We start from the raw sequence: 12339 nt of genomic DNA, 5'->3' as shown, positions 1-12339 counted from the left end.
GACGGTCGGCCCCGCACCGCTGCTGGGCGCGCTCAGGACTTGCGGACGCCGGCCCGACGGCAGGCTTCGCCGTATTCGGCGAGGGCGCGCACGACCGGGTCGTTGGCGGCGAGGTCGCGCGGGCCGAAATGGTGGGTCAGGGCTTCGTAGACGTGCCGGCTGGCGACGGCCTGGCCCTCTTCGTCGTGTTCGCGGCAGCGCTGCCCGTACTCCGAGATTGCCCGGACGATGGGCTGGTGAGCGGCGAGGTCGAGCGGCCCGTAGTGATGGGTAAGGGCCTCGTAGAGGTGGGCGGATGCCTGCTTGACGGCTTCTTCGGGGTCGGTCATGGTCTGGGTCTCCATTTCTGCTTCGCCTCCGAAAGATTTAATGTGATTGTAACATGTGCGAAACACGGGTGAAACACGTTTTGCGCGGGCAGGGCGTGCTCCCCTTACCATCGGGCGAATGGCAAACACGCTGCGCATCCGCCCTTGCGAACCGCCCGACCTCTCGGCCTGCGCCCGCCTGCTCGCGGCGCGTCACCGTCGCGACCGGCAGCGCCTGCCGTGGCTGGAACCAGCCTTCGAAGACCCGCTGCAGGCCGCGTCGTGGCTCGCCGAGACGACCGCAAGCCCGTTCAGCGACGGGGTGATCGCCGAGGACAACGGAAGCGTCGTCGGCTTCCTGGTGGGCCAACGGCTGCTGCTGCCCCCGACAGATATCTCGGCACAGTTCGTCCCGCCGCGCACGGTGAGCATCGGGGTCGGGGGGCATGCCGTGGCCGCGGACAGCGACCCGACGACGGTCTACCGGGCGATGTACGCGGAGCTGGCGGCGCGCTGGGTGGCTGCCGGATTGTTCACGCACCGGGTGGCGATCGTCCCGGGCGACCGGGCGGTGGAGGAGGCGTGGGTGAGCCTGGGCTTCGGCCGGGCGATGACGGCCGCGACCCGGCGCACGGCGGACCCCGTGGAGGCAACGGTTCCCGCCGGCGTCGAGATCGGCACGGCCACCCCGTCGGACCTCGATGCGGTCGTCGCGCTGAGCGATGAGCTGGCGGCACACCACTGGCGCGCTCCGATGTTCTGGCCGGTGCTCGCCGAGACCTCGGCGTCGGCGCGACAGCTTTTCGCCGCGGCGCTCGCGAGCGAAGTGCCGTGCTTCCTCGCGCTGGAGCGGGGCCAGCCCGTCGGCATGCAGCTGTTCCTCGACCCCGGCTTCACGCCGCCAATTGTCGACCGACGGCACCGCCTGTACCTGTTCGAAGGGGTGGTCAGCGCCGCCGCCCGCGGCGGGGGCATCGGAAGCGCGCTGCTGGCGGCCTCGATGCGCTGGGCGCGGGAGCGCGGCCACGAGCTGTGCACCCTGCACTGGGCGGCGGCGAACTACTCGGGGGCACCGTTCTGGCTCGGACACGGGTTCGTGCCGGTCGAACACACCATGGAGCGGCGGGTCGACGATCGGGTGACGTGGGCGCGTCCGCGGACGTAACACGCCCTGACCGTACCATGGAGGCGTGAACGCCACGTGTCGGCGGCTGCCGGGGCGGCTGGCAGCCGGGGCGATGGCCGCTGCCTTCGCGCTGGTGCCCGCGGTCTTCCTCCCCCAGGTGTACGACGACTTCACGCTGGCGAAGCAGGTGACGCTGGTCGCCTTCGGGGCGCTGGCGGCGGTCGGGCTGGCGGGCGCGGGCGGTTTCGCCGGGATGCCGCGGTGGCTGCTTGCCGCGGTTGGCGCCTGGGCCGCGGTGGTCCTGGTTGCGACCGCCGCCGGGCTCGATCCCCGGGGCAGCGTGCTGGGGTACTACCAGTACCGGCAGGGCCTGCTGACTCAGGTGGCGTACCTGGTACTGCTCTGCGGCGGCTGGTGGCTGGCGGCGACCGGCCGGCTGGCGGTGTTCCGGGCAGCGGCGATTGGCCTGGGTGCCGCGCTGGCGTATACGGTGGTGCAGGCCGCAGGCGCGGACCCGTTCACGTGGTGGATTGACACCTCCGACCGCGCGATCGGGACCATCGGCAACGCCAACGAGCTCTCGGCGTTCGCGGTGGTCTCGATGGGTATCGTGGCGTTTGCTCCGCCGGGGCGGCGGCTGTGGTGGGCGGCACTGACCTGGCCGGCAGTGCTATTCATCGTGCTGGAAGCGGAGAGCCGTTCCGGGCTGGCGGCGCTTGTGCTGTTCTTTGTCCTGCTCGGACCGGCAACGCTCGTGGCCGGGCATCGACCGCGGGTTTCCCGCCGGGTGGCGGCCACGCTGGGCGCCGGACTGGCAGCGGCAGCAGTGCTCTCGCTCGCGGCGGGCGGGCTCGAGGGGACCGCGGCCCGTGTTAGCGGCGAACCGGGGCGGCACGAGACCGCGGGTTCGACACGACTGGCCCTGTGGGAAGGCACGCTGCACGTCATCGCCGAACGGCCGCTGCTGGGAGCCGGGGCGGATGGGCTCCACCTCGCGTTCCCGCGGTCGCGGCCACCGGGCCTGGGCGGCGCGTATGCCGAGTACGACCTCATCGCCCAGAGTTCCCACAATGCCGTGCTCGATACGGCGGCAAACTATGGCCTGCCCGGGCTGGCCGCTCTCCTCGCGCTGGTCGGCGGCTGCGCGGCGACCTCTGTGCGGGCTGTGAGGCGCACCCGCGACCCAGACGCTCCGGCCTGGCCGGTCGCCTGGGCTGCGATGGGGGCCTATGGGGCGCTGACGCTCCTCAATCCGATTTCGCTCGCTGCCCACGCGCTCTTCTTCGCCATGCTGGGCGCCGCCGCTGGCGGGGCCGACACGGGCACACGGCCGGCCGGCGGGGACGGGCGGGTTCACTGGCGCGCGATGGCGCTCGCGGGGATGCCGGCCGTCATCGCCTGCCTGGTCGTGTTGCCGCTGCCGTTCGCTGACCTGCATGCGCAGCGGGGCTGGGATGCCTTCGCCGGCGGCAAGTTCGCCGAGGGGGCCGAACAGTACCGCGCGGCTGCCCGCCTGGCCCCGACGGAGCGGGATTACGCGCGGCGCGAGACCGTGGCGCTGGTTGCCGCTGCCTCGGTAGACCGTGCGTACCTGCCGGTCGCCAGGGAGCGCCTGCTGGCGTTCGACCGGGCGTTCGGCTTCAGCTCAGCCGATGCCCTCAACCTGGCGGCCGTGCTCATCGCCGAAGGGCGGCCGGAGTCGGAGATCGCCCCGGTGCTCCTGCGGGCGCTCTCGCTCAACCCGCGGGGCGTCGCGACGGCGTGGTACATCGAGCAGCTGCGCCAGGCGGCCGAGCGGGGCGGGGTGCTGGTCCATGACCCGGACGACCACTGGACTTACGTGGCGCCGCTGCCCGAGCTGCCGGACGAGGCCGGGGGAGCGGGCGGCTAAGCGGCCTTCCCGGAGGTCATGCCCTGCGAGTTGTGGGCGAGCGACCCGAAACGGCCGAGGAACGCGCCCATCTCGCGGGAGATGTCGGTCAGCGACTTCGCAAGGTTGCTCAGCTCGCTGATTTGGGCGGAGACCTCCTCGACGCTGGCCGAGACCTGCTCGCTGGCGGCGGCCGACTCCTCCGAGACGGCCGACGTCGAGGTAATCGCATCGAGGGCGGATTCGCTCCGCTCGCGCATGTCGGCGGCGAGTTCGGCCAGCCGCTCGGCGATGGACCGAACGCCCTCGACCTGGCCGGCCAGGGCATCGACGCTGCCCTGCATCGCAGAGGCGGCGTCGGCGATGCGCGAAATCTCGGCGTTCACCTCGGTCGCGGAGTCGACGATGCGGGCAAGCGCCGCACCCGCCTCGCCGGCGCGGGCCGCGCCCGCCTCCACATCGCGCACTGACGCCTCCATGGCGCGGACGGCGTGGCCGGTGCCCTGCTGCACGGCATTGATGAGCCCGGCGATCTCCTTGGTTGCCACGGCGGTGCGCTCGGCGAGGGAGCGGACGTTCTCCGCCACCACGGCGAAGCCGCGGCCCTGCTCCCCGGCGCGGGCAGCCTCGATGGCAGCGTTCAGGGCGAGCAGGTTCGTCTGGCTGGCGATGTCCTCGATGACCTGCACGATGGCGCCGATCTCGGAGCCGCGCCGCCCGAGCTCCTGGACCTGGTCGGCGGTGGCGCGGACGGCCTCGCGGATCGTGTCCATCGCTTCCACGGTCTGCTGGACGCTGGCCATGCCGTCGCGGGCAGCGGCGAGGGAGCCGTTGCCCTTCTCGGCGGCCGCCCGGGCCGAATTGGCCACCCGGGAGAGGGCGCTGCGGACGCCCGACGCGGATTCGGATGCGGAACGGAGGCCGACGGCCTGCTCGGCTGCGCCGGACGCCACCTCGGTGATGGAGGAAGCGAGGCCGCGCATGGCATCGGTGAGGCGGGCGATGGCGTTCGTCTGCTCGGTGGCGCCCCGGGCGATCTCCTGGGTGGCATTGGCGATCTCGCGCGCGGCGGCATCGACCTGTGCGGTACCCTCGTTCATGGCGCGGGCGGCACCGTTGACCGTTTGGCAGGCATCGACCAGCCGGGTGAGGACGCCCTCGCTGATGTAGGTCTCGACTGCCAGCGAGGCATCGAGGATGAACGCCTTGTTGAAGGCCATGATGGTGGCCAGCAGCTTCTCGCCCTTCAGCTTGCGGGCAAGGTACTCGGCGATGAGTTCGAGGTAGTAGGCGTAGTTGCCGACATTCCAGCGCGGCTCGACGTTGAGCACGGCGTGGGTCGCCCCGACGCGCAGGCGATGCTCGAAGTAGTCGTCGTCGAACTTCGCCTCCAGCAGCCGCAGGAGGTACTCCTTCTGGGTTTTCTCCAGGCGGGCGCGGCTCGAATGGGATTCTTCGACCTTGGCGACGAACTGAGAGAAGGCGAAGGAATGGTCGTAGAAGCGTCGGACGATCTCGTCGGCGTGGGGAGCAAGAAGGGGCGCAGCCGCGCGAATCAGGGCCACATCGGCATCGGCGAGGCGGATCCAGCGGCGGCGCAGGGCCTGGTCGCTCGATGTCACGGAGAGAAGCTCGGTCAGGCGGACATCGCGGTTCATTGCGCTGCTCCACAAGGGGTGCTGCGGTGATTCTCGCCACAAGCTTCCCGGGGCGCCCTCGTGCGAACCCTGATCTCCGGGTAGGGGACAGGCCCGAGACGACCGGAATTTCCCCTATTTTGGGAAGGTATCCCGCAAACTCCAGGCGACGGCGGTGTTCCTCCCTCTCACAGCGGAGATGCGATACTGGGCCACGTGCTGCTCATCCTCGACGGCAATAACCTCGCGTGGGCGGGCTTCCATGCGCTCCGCCGGCCGATCGGCGCCGACACGCCCGAGCGGAAGGAGCGTGCGGCGCTGCTGGGGCTCGCCCAGGGCGTCTTCGGCATCCTGGTGCGCGGCGGCACCCCGCCCGATGGGCGCCCCGGCGGCCAGGCGGGGCTGTTCGACGGCAACCCGGAGGTGCGCGGGCTGGCGGTCGCCTTCGATGCCGGGCGGCCGGTTCGCCGGCGGCAGATCTACCCCCAGTACCAGACCGGGCGGGAATCGGACCCGTCGTTCGCGGAGAACGAACCTTTCATCCTCGCGGCGATCGGCCGGTTCCTCGAGCTGGCGGCGTTCCTGCCCATCGAGGTGCTCCGGGGCGAGAACACCGAGGCGGATGACCTGATCGCAGCACGGGCGCTGGCCGAGCCCGGACCCGTGCGCATTGCTTCGACGGACCGGGACTTCCTGCAGCTGGTGGACGAGCGGGTTTCGATCTACTCGCCGGTGAAGAAGGCGGTCATCACGCATGAGAACTTCGCCGAGCAGGCGGCGCCGCGGGACAGCGGCGGCCGGGCGGTCGCATTCCCGCGGGAGCGCTACCTGGACTTCCGCGCGGCGAGCGGGGATGCCTCGGATGACCTGCCGGGCATCCCGGGGATGGGGCCGCTCACGGCGGCGCGGCTGCTGGCCGAGGCGGGCCTCGATGCCTACCTGGAGGAGCCGGCACGCGCCGCGGCGGTACTGGGCCGCCGGAACGCCCGGCTGGAGGCGGCGCTCGCCAGCCCCAATGCGCGTGAAATCGTCGCGCGGAACCGCGAGCTGATGGACCTGCGGGCGGCGGCAGGGCGCTACTCGTCGCTGCAGCCGTACCGCAGCAGGGGAGGCTGGGACCCGGCGCGCTTCGCGGAGTGGCTGGCGGAGCTGCGGAGCTTCGGGATCGATGCGGCGGCGAGCCAGGCCGCGCTCGAACGGCTGGCGCAGGCGGCCACGTAGCGGCCCGGCGCGGTAGACTCGGAGGAGGGGCGATTAGCTCAGCTGGTCAGAGCGTCTCGCTTACACCGAGAAGGTCGGGGGTTCGAGCCCCTCATCGCCCACCAGCCGCAACCCCGGGGCGCGGGCGGCGCCTCAGTCCATGAACACCGTCACGTACAGCCAGACCCTGCCGGACCGTACGGCCGCGACGCCGGCGCGCGAGAAGCGGGGCTCGAGGATGTTGGCGCGGTGGCCCGGGCTGCCCATCAGCCCCTGGAAGGCGGCATCGACGGTGCGGGATTCGATGTAGTTGTTGCGGGCCAGGTTCTCGCCGGCGAGCGCGTAGCGGATGCCGCGGAGTGCGAGTTCCGAGAAGGCGCTGCTGCCGTCGGGGCCGTAATGGTCGAAGTAGTTGTTGGCGACGAGGTCCCGGGCGCGGGCCAGGGCAACTTCGACGAGGCGGTCGTCTGGCGCGAGCGGCGGGAGGCCCTGTTCCGCCCGCGCGGCATTCATCAGGTCGAGCAGGGTGCGGGCCTTGTCGGTGTCGGGCTGGAGTTCGACCGGCTGCGAGACGGCAGCAGGGAGCGCGGCAACCGCAGACGGCGGCGGGCTTTCGGCCGGGGCGGGGGCCTGGGGCGTCGGGGTTGCCACGGCGGGCGCGACCTCGACGGGCGCGGGCTCGGGCGTGGGAGTGGGGGTATCCGGCGCGGGTGTCACATCGGTGACAGGCAGGGGGACGTCGGCGTGGACCGGGGCGGGGTCTGCCGACATTTCCAGTGCGGGGTTCGATGCAGCGACTGTCTCCGGGCCGCGGACCGAGGCCCAGAGGCCCAGGGCCGAGCAGAGCGCTGCGCCCGAGAGAAAGACCGGGAGCAGGGGAACCTTCCGCATACCGGTAATTTCGGACGCCCCGGGCGGTCGAAACATCGGGGGAGTCACCGATGGGGAGGTCGGCGAGGATGCCTGGTACGCGCCGTCGTGATGCCGCGGAGCTGCCGCCGCCGGTAGGTCTCCGGATCGCCGTCGTCTCGCAGGGCCTCGACCGGGCGTACGACCGTGCGCGCGGCCTGGAGGCGAACGGCTACCGGGTCACTGCATTCGGCGATGCCCTTGCCAGCGAAATCGCCGCCAGCCGGCCGGACGCCGTGGTGATCGACCTGGGGCGAGAGGTCGGCTTTCCGTCGGAGGCGGTTCAACGGGTGCGAGAGGCCTCGGACGCGCCGGTCGTGGTTGTCGGGTGCACGGGAAGTATCTCGGAGATGCTGCGGTGCTTCGAGGCGGGTGCGGATGACTACTGTCGGCCGAAATGCCCGACCGAAGAGATCGACCTGCGGCTCCGCGCGCTCCTGCGGCGCATCCAGATGACAGCGAACGGGAGGCCGACCGCGAACGGCTCACCGGCGCCCGGGCGGGTGCGGGTGGGGGCGATCGAGATCGACCCGGCCTCGCAGACGGTGTGGAAGAACGGCGTGGAAGTGCCGCTTTCGCCGACCGAATATCGCCTGCTGGCAACGCTGGCCGAGCACCCCGGCGAGGTGATCCCCTCGCGGGCACTGATTGCGCGGGTGTGGGGGAACCAGTACACCGGCGAATCGCACTACCTGCGGCTATACGTGCGCTACCTCCGCCAGAAGCTGGAGGACGACCCCAGCCGCCCGGCCTATATTGTCAACCGCTGGGGTTCGGGCTACGCGCTGGAGGAGCCGAAGCGGGCGGCGATGGCCGGCTGACGCCCGGCGGGTAGAATCGGGCCATCACCTGCCCGGAGGACCCGCCCATGGCCAGGACGGCCCACGAAATCCTGCGCTCTTCGCTCAAGTCGATGCACGACCTGCTGGATAAGGCCGTCGAAGGGATGACGGCCGAGCAGCTGAACTTCCGCCCCCAGGAGGGCGGGGTGAGCGCCTTCTTCAGCCTTTGGCATTATGTTCGGACCGAGGACAACATCATCAACTGGGTCGCCCAGCAGAAGCCGACGGTCTGGCTCGAAGGGAACTACCACGAGTACTTCGGCCTGCCGCGCACGAGCCAGGGCACGGGGATGACGACCGAGGAAGCGAAGGCCGTCCGCATCACGGATGTGGCGAAGTGGCACGAGTACCAGCAGAAGGTGTGGGAGGCCACGGACCGCTATCTCGCCAGCATGTCGCCCGAGGAGTTCGACCGGCGGACGGTGACGATCAAGCCGCTCGGGGAGATGTCGCTCTGGGACGGCATCTACGGGGTGTGCCTGAGCCACGGCTACCGGCACGTCGGCGAGATCGAGTACGTGCGCGGCGTGCAGGGGCTCGGCGGCCTCACGATCTGAGCGGGCTTAGGCCGGGAAGATCGGCACCTCGGTCCCGAGGCTGACGGTTTCGCCCACGGTGCGGAAGCCGAGGCGCTCGTAAAGGGCGCGGGCTTCGGCGGTCGAGGCGAGCGCGGCGCTGCGCGCCCCGCCCTGCCGGGCGAGGGCGAGCGCGGCGAGGGTCATCTCCGTGCCGAAGCCGTGACGGCGGAGGTCGGGGTGGACGTAGAGGCTGTGGAGGGTGGCGAGGTCGCCGTGCAGCATGGCCACGATGCGCGCCGCGGGGCGGCCTTCGAGGCGGCCGAGCAGGATGCGCAGGGCGGGGTTGTTCACCGAGGCGGCGACGATGTCGGGGGCGGCATCGGCCTCGCCGGGCCCGGGGGCATCGAGGCTGCAGAAGTCGGCGATGCCGGCGTCGTCGGCGACCCGTTCGATAGCCAGCGTTCCCGGGGCCCGCGATGGCGAGATGGATTCGAGCAGCATGAGCGGCTGGCGGCCCCAGAACTGGAGCCCCAGCACGGTGGCGGCGGCGAACAGAGGCGACGGGGCATCAGCGGGCAGATCGAGGCGGAAGTTGAGGCCGCGCAGGGCGAACCAGTCGGCGACGGCGCCGAGTTCGGCGGCCGGCCGCCGGGGCGCGCCGAGCGGCAGGGCGACGTTGGCCCGGGAGACGCCGAGGCCGGCGTCGATGCAGAGGAACGGCCCGACCTCCTCGGCCGCGCCGGCGAGGGGGTGCATCCCGAGCGTGCGAAGCGCGGCAGCCATGGCGGAGGCGACGGGGGCAGCGGGAGGTTCGACCATGCGGCCATGGTACGCGCCCGGAGCAGAGACCGCGCGGAACCGGGATAATCGACAGGGAACCAGCGAGGAGGAACTGCTGCATGGACCAGCCGAGTGAGGCGTCGATCAAGAAAATGTGGGCCTACGCGGAGAAATTCGCGGAGAAATCGGGCACCCGCTTCCACCCTGACCGGTACATCACGGAAGGCGTCATCCTCGGGCTGGCGGCCAACCTCGACCAGTACGGGCGGCCGCTCTGCCCGTGCAACTTCTACCCGACGAAGGACGAGAACGGGAACTGGCCAGAGGGCCTTTACCTCCCGAAGGAGGAGGAGGTGAAGCGGCGAACGTGGATCTGCGCCTGCGATGAGATGCAGATCTACAAGTACTGCCACTGCCTCCTGTTCGTGACCGAGGAGGGCCTGCCGATTACCGAGTACCTGCCCGAGGGCCACGAGGGCCGCGAGATCTACGGCGTCGTGAAGGACCCGACGCCCGATAAGGGGCGCGCCCTCGGCCGGGTGCTGGAACGGCAGCACCGCGGCGACGAGGGCGCGGCGAACAGCGAGGCCTGACCCCGCAGGCCCGGCTCAGAGGTGCTGGCTGACGCCTCCATCGACGTGGAAGACCTGCCCGCTGATGTAGCCGGCGGCATCGGAGGCGAGCAGGACGGCGAGGGCGCCGAGCTCATCGGCGTGGCCGAAGCGCCGCATGGGGATGAAGCGCAGCAGCAGGTTCGCGCCGATTTCGTCGGGGCCGCGGCCGGGCGTCCAGTCCATCCAGCCCGTGGCGATGCAGTTCGAGGTGAAGCCGCGTGCCGCCAGCTCCTGGCTCAGAGCCGTCGAGAGGCCGATGACGCCAGATTTCACCGTGGTGTAGGCCGCCAGGCCCTCCACCCCGCGCTCGGCGAAGATGGACGTCACGAAGATGAGGCGGCCGGGACCGTCCCCTTGGAACTCGCGGATGAAGCTGCGGGCGGTTGCGAAGGCCCCGGTCTGGTTGACGGCCTGGAGGCGGGCGAACTCGGCATCGGTGACCTTTTCGAACGGCTTCGCGAGGACGGCATCGGCGTTGTAAACGAGGATGCTGGGGTGGCCGAACTCCTTGCCGAGCTGCTTCATGCTGACCTGGATGTTGGTCGGCAGCGTGACATCCCAGCCCTGCGAGAACGACTGGCGGCCGAGCGCGGCGACGTCCTTGGCGATGCGGCGCGCTTCGAGCATCTCCTCGCCGTCGGTGGTGGCGGAGGCGACGGCGACGTCGGCGCCGGCCTCGGCGAGGGCGAGGGCGATGGCGCGGCCGGCGGGGTTCGCGCAGCCGACCACGAGGGCCTTCTTGCCGGAGAGGTCGAAGCCGGGATTGCGGTTCCACTCAGCCATGGCGCACCTCCGCCGGCTCGGAGACGACCCAGCCGGTCGGCGCAATGCCGCCGGCGAGGCCGCCGCCATCGATGACGAACGATTCGCCGGTGATGTAGCTGGAGGCATCGGAGCAGAGGAAGATGGCGAGCGGACCGAGCTCCCAGGCCTCGCCGAGGCGGCGGACGGTGATGAATCGCCCCCGCTGCGCGCGCATCGCGGCTTCCTCGTCGCTCGCGGCCGGGGACTGGGCCACGAACCCGGGGATGATGCAGTTGACGCGGATGTTCTCGCCGATGAGCTGGCCGGCCATGCTCTTCGTGAGCGAGATGACCCCCGCCTTGGCGGCGGCGTAGGCCAGCGACTGCGGCGACGAGCGCAGGGCGGTGCCGCTCGCGACGTTGACGATGGCCCCGCCTTCGCCCTGCTTGAGCAGCTGGCGGGCGGCCGCGCGGGAGCAGTAGAAGGTGCTGTAGAGGTTCACCCGGATGGTGTCGTCCCAGTCCTCGTCGTCGAGGTCCTGAATGCGGTTGCCCGCGCCGCGGCGGTCGCCGATGCCGGCGTTGTTGAGCATGACATCGAGGCGGCCGAAGTGTTCGACCGTGCGGGCGATGAGGGCGTCGCACTGGTCGGGGTCGCGGACATCGGTGGGGACGATGAGCGGGTCGCGGCCGCTGGCGGCGCGGATTTCGGCGGCTGCGGCTTCGAGCTGGGATTGGGTGCGGCTGGCGATGCAGACGTCGGCGCCGGCTTCGGCGAGGGCGATCGCCATCGCCTTGCCGAGCCCGCGCCCGCCGCCGGTAACGATGACCACCTTGCGCGGGGGGCCATCGAGGCGGAGCCGTTCGAGGACCATGAGCTTCCTCCGGGAGATATGGGTGCCGGCCATCATACGGGCGGTGCAGCCGAGGCGCTCAGAGGACGCGGTACGCCCCGATGCCGAGCGTGAACAGGGCGACCGCGTAGCGGTAGAGCACGAAAGGCAGCAGCGAGTGGGTCCGCACCCAGCGCAGCAGGACGTGGATGGCGAGGAAACCGACGACCGCCGAGGTGACGAAGCCGATGACCATATCGCGCGCTTCGCTGCCGGACATGCCGGCGAGGTCGCCGGATTTCAGCAGCAGGGCGCCGACGAAGGCCGGCGTGCCGAGCAGGAAGGCGAAGCGCACAGCATCTTCGCGGCGGAGGCCGCGGGCGAGGGCGACGGTCACGGTCGCGCCGGAGCGCGAGACCCCCGGGATGAGCGCGACGGCCTGCCCGGCGCCGATGGCGAGGGCATCGACGAGCCCGACCGAGCCGAGCGGGCGGCGGCGGGAGCCGAGGCGGTCGGCAATGAGCATGACGGTGCCCATGACGGCGAGGGTGATGGCGACCAGCCAGGGCTGGCGCACGTTGGCCTCGATCCAGTCATCGAAGAGCAGCCCGACGACGGCGGCCGGGATGGAACCGATGGCGAGCAGCCAGAGGAGGCGGGAGCGTTGGTCCCAGGCGGCGACATCGGCCCGGTGGCGGGCGAGGTCGATGAGCCCCTGGCGGATCATGTCGTACCAGTCGCGCCAAAAATAAACGAGCAGCGCGAGCAGCGTGCCGCCGTGCAGCCCGACATCGAAGGCGAGCCCCTGGTCCTCCCAGTTGAACAGGGCCGGGACGAGGATCAGGTGGCCGGAACTGGAGATTGGGAGGAATTCCGCGAGCCCCTGCACCAGGCCGAGCACGACAGCGCGGACGATTTCCACGCCGTCACGTTCTTCCGGCGGGGGCTAACGGGCAACA

Annotated in this window: 13 protein-coding genes and 1 tRNA gene; 7 read left to right on the top strand and 7 right to left on the bottom strand. The window is 71.0% G+C overall.

The window, feature by feature from the left end; all coding sequences use genetic code 11:
• Positions 1 to 32: 32 nt before the first annotated feature.
• Positions 33 to 344: a hypothetical protein gene (locus tag VAE46_RS08165; RefSeq protein ID WP_322796435.1), complete on the bottom strand. Its 312-nt coding sequence runs from the start codon at positions 342 to 344 to the stop codon at positions 33 to 35.
• A 103-nt stretch (positions 345 to 447) separates the two neighbouring features.
• On the opposite strand from VAE46_RS08165, the gene VAE46_RS08160 reads away from it, so the two are divergent.
• Together VAE46_RS08160 and VAE46_RS08155 are read left to right on the top strand one after the other, a co-directional pair.
• Complete coding sequence (locus VAE46_RS08160; RefSeq protein WP_322796434.1) at positions 448 to 1473, top strand: GNAT family N-acetyltransferase; 1026 nt, start codon at positions 448 to 450, stop codon at positions 1471 to 1473.
• A 25-nt stretch (positions 1474 to 1498) separates the two neighbouring features.
• On the top strand, positions 1499 to 3325 hold the full coding sequence (locus tag VAE46_RS08155; protein ID WP_322796433.1) for an O-antigen ligase family protein: 1827 nt from the start codon (positions 1499 to 1501) through the stop codon (positions 3323 to 3325).
• Here VAE46_RS08155 and VAE46_RS08150 read toward each other — a convergent pair.
• Complete coding sequence (locus VAE46_RS08150; RefSeq protein ID WP_322796432.1) at positions 3322 to 4962, bottom strand: globin-coupled sensor protein; 1641 nt, start codon at positions 4960 to 4962, stop codon at positions 3322 to 3324. The two genes, VAE46_RS08155 and VAE46_RS08150, sit on opposite strands and share 4 nt — an antisense overlap.
• A gap of 195 nt (positions 4963 to 5157) precedes the next feature.
• Between VAE46_RS08150 and VAE46_RS08145 the strand changes: the two genes are divergently transcribed.
• Positions 5158 to 6162 carry a hypothetical protein gene (locus tag VAE46_RS08145; RefSeq protein WP_322796431.1) on the top strand — a complete coding sequence of 335 codons (1005 nt, stop codon included), beginning with the start codon at positions 5158 to 5160 and terminating at the stop codon, positions 6160 to 6162.
• A gap of 27 nt (positions 6163 to 6189) precedes the next feature.
• Positions 6190 to 6266, top strand: a tRNA-Val gene (locus tag VAE46_RS08140).
• A 28-nt stretch (positions 6267 to 6294) separates the two neighbouring features.
• Here VAE46_RS08140 and VAE46_RS08135 read toward each other — a convergent pair.
• Positions 6295 to 7032 (bottom strand): CAP domain-containing protein, encoded by a 738-nt coding sequence (locus VAE46_RS08135; protein WP_322796430.1) that lies wholly within the window; start codon positions 7030 to 7032, stop codon positions 6295 to 6297.
• Between the two features lie 68 nt (positions 7033 to 7100).
• On the opposite strand from VAE46_RS08135, the gene VAE46_RS08130 reads away from it, so the two are divergent.
• Together VAE46_RS08130 and VAE46_RS08125 are read left to right on the top strand one after the other, a co-directional pair.
• Positions 7101 to 7871 carry a response regulator transcription factor gene (locus VAE46_RS08130; protein ID WP_322796429.1) on the top strand — a complete coding sequence of 257 codons (771 nt, stop codon included), beginning with the start codon at positions 7101 to 7103 and terminating at the stop codon, positions 7869 to 7871.
• A 47-nt stretch (positions 7872 to 7918) separates the two neighbouring features.
• Entirely contained in the window at positions 7919 to 8449 is a 531-nt protein-coding gene (locus tag VAE46_RS08125; protein ID WP_322796428.1) for a DinB family protein, read from the top strand.
• A 6-nt stretch (positions 8450 to 8455) separates the two neighbouring features.
• Here VAE46_RS08125 and VAE46_RS08120 read toward each other — a convergent pair whose 3' ends face one another.
• Positions 8456 to 9229, bottom strand: a complete 774-nt coding sequence (locus VAE46_RS08120) for a GNAT family N-acetyltransferase (RefSeq protein ID WP_322796427.1) — start codon at positions 9227 to 9229, stop codon at positions 8456 to 8458.
• An 80-nt stretch (positions 9230 to 9309) separates the two neighbouring features.
• Between VAE46_RS08120 and VAE46_RS08115 the strand changes: the two genes are divergently transcribed.
• The gene (locus VAE46_RS08115; RefSeq protein WP_322796426.1) at positions 9310 to 9783 is read left to right on the top strand and encodes a ferredoxin-thioredoxin reductase catalytic domain-containing protein; all 474 of its coding nucleotides are present in this window, start codon (positions 9310 to 9312) and stop codon (positions 9781 to 9783) included.
• 15 nt (positions 9784 to 9798) lie between these two features.
• On the opposite strand, the gene VAE46_RS08110 is transcribed toward VAE46_RS08115, so the two are convergent.
• Genes VAE46_RS08110 through uppP form a run of 3 tightly spaced genes read right to left on the bottom strand, consistent with a single transcriptional unit; the run spans position 9799 to position 12302 of the window.
• Positions 9799 to 10587, bottom strand: a complete 789-nt coding sequence (locus VAE46_RS08110) for an SDR family NAD(P)-dependent oxidoreductase (protein WP_322796425.1) — start codon at positions 10585 to 10587, stop codon at positions 9799 to 9801.
• Positions 10580 to 11422, bottom strand: a complete 843-nt coding sequence (locus VAE46_RS08105; RefSeq protein WP_322796424.1) for an SDR family oxidoreductase — start codon at positions 11420 to 11422, stop codon at positions 10580 to 10582. The genes VAE46_RS08110 and VAE46_RS08105 overlap by 8 nt, the downstream gene beginning before the upstream one ends.
• A 58-nt stretch (positions 11423 to 11480) precedes the next feature.
• A complete protein-coding gene (gene uppP, locus VAE46_RS08100) occupies positions 11481 to 12302 on the bottom strand; it encodes an undecaprenyl-diphosphatase UppP (protein ID WP_322796423.1) in 822 nt (273 codons plus the stop codon).
• Positions 12303 to 12339 lie beyond the last annotated feature (37 nt).

The sequence above is a fragment of the Tepidiforma sp. genome, from assembly GCF_034433535.1.
Lineage (GTDB): Bacteria > Chloroflexota > Dehalococcoidia > Tepidiformales > Tepidiformaceae > Tepidiforma.
The sequence above is the reverse complement of the archived record's forward strand: the minus strand, read 5'-3'. Positions and strand labels throughout refer to the sequence as shown.

Excerpts from the sequence above, each read along its gene's own strand:
- VAE46_RS08165 (WP_322796435.1), bottom strand. The coding sequence starts at position 344 with ATGGAGACCCAGACCATGACCGACCCCGAAGAAGCCGTCAAGCAGGCA.
- VAE46_RS08160 (WP_322796434.1), top strand. The coding sequence starts at position 448 with ATGGCAAACACGCTGCGCATCCGCCCTTGCGAACCGCCCGACCTCTCG.
- VAE46_RS08150 (WP_322796432.1), bottom strand. The coding sequence starts at position 4,962 with ATGAACCGCGATGTCCGCCTGACCGAGCTTCTCTCCGTGACATCGAGC.
- VAE46_RS08135 (WP_322796430.1), bottom strand. The coding sequence starts at position 7,032 with ATGCGGAAGGTTCCCCTGCTCCCGGTCTTTCTCTCGGGCGCAGCGCTC.
- VAE46_RS08130 (WP_322796429.1), top strand. The coding sequence starts at position 7,101 with ATGCCTGGTACGCGCCGTCGTGATGCCGCGGAGCTGCCGCCGCCGGTA.
- VAE46_RS08125 (WP_322796428.1), top strand. The coding sequence starts at position 7,919 with ATGGCCAGGACGGCCCACGAAATCCTGCGCTCTTCGCTCAAGTCGATG.
- VAE46_RS08120 (WP_322796427.1), bottom strand. The coding sequence starts at position 9,229 with ATGGTCGAACCTCCCGCTGCCCCCGTCGCCTCCGCCATGGCTGCCGCG.
- VAE46_RS08115 (WP_322796426.1), top strand. The coding sequence starts at position 9,310 with ATGGACCAGCCGAGTGAGGCGTCGATCAAGAAAATGTGGGCCTACGCG.
- VAE46_RS08110 (WP_322796425.1), bottom strand. The coding sequence starts at position 10,587 with ATGGCTGAGTGGAACCGCAATCCCGGCTTCGACCTCTCCGGCAAGAAG.
- VAE46_RS08105 (WP_322796424.1), bottom strand. The coding sequence starts at position 11,422 with ATGGTCCTCGAACGGCTCCGCCTCGATGGCCCCCCGCGCAAGGTGGTC.